The following is a 276-nucleotide window of genomic DNA, read 5'->3' as shown; positions in this document are numbered from 1 at the left end:
CGGTCGGTGTCCGGGCATGCACGTCGTGGATTTTTCGCCGGGCGTGCGCCATGCAGGCTGCTTCGGTTATGCGGCCATCTTCGTACAGCGCATTATAACCACCGTAAGCGTCCGCCTGCAGGATACCGCTGTACCCCGCAAGGTGCCGCTGTGGATGTACGCCTTTCCGGTCCGGCGAGTACGCGAACCAGACCGCCGGTCGAAGCTGTGAGCCCGCGTTGCGGTCGTCCCGCACGTATACCCACAGCCGGGCCGTGCGCGTTTTACCGCTGCCCG

At 65.2% G+C, this 276-nt stretch carries 1 protein-coding gene; it reads right to left on the bottom strand.

Going from position 1 to position 276, the window contains the following annotated elements; genetic code table 11:
- On the bottom strand, positions 1 to 276 hold a 276-nt coding region (locus tag F7Q90_RS26270; RefSeq protein WP_151161230.1), incomplete at both ends, for an IS66 family transposase.

It is taken from the genome of Pantoea stewartii subsp. stewartii (assembly GCF_008801695.1).
GTDB classification, from domain to species: domain Bacteria; phylum Pseudomonadota; class Gammaproteobacteria; order Enterobacterales; family Enterobacteriaceae; genus Pantoea; species Pantoea stewartii.
This window is presented reverse-complemented; position numbering and strand designations above follow the sequence as displayed.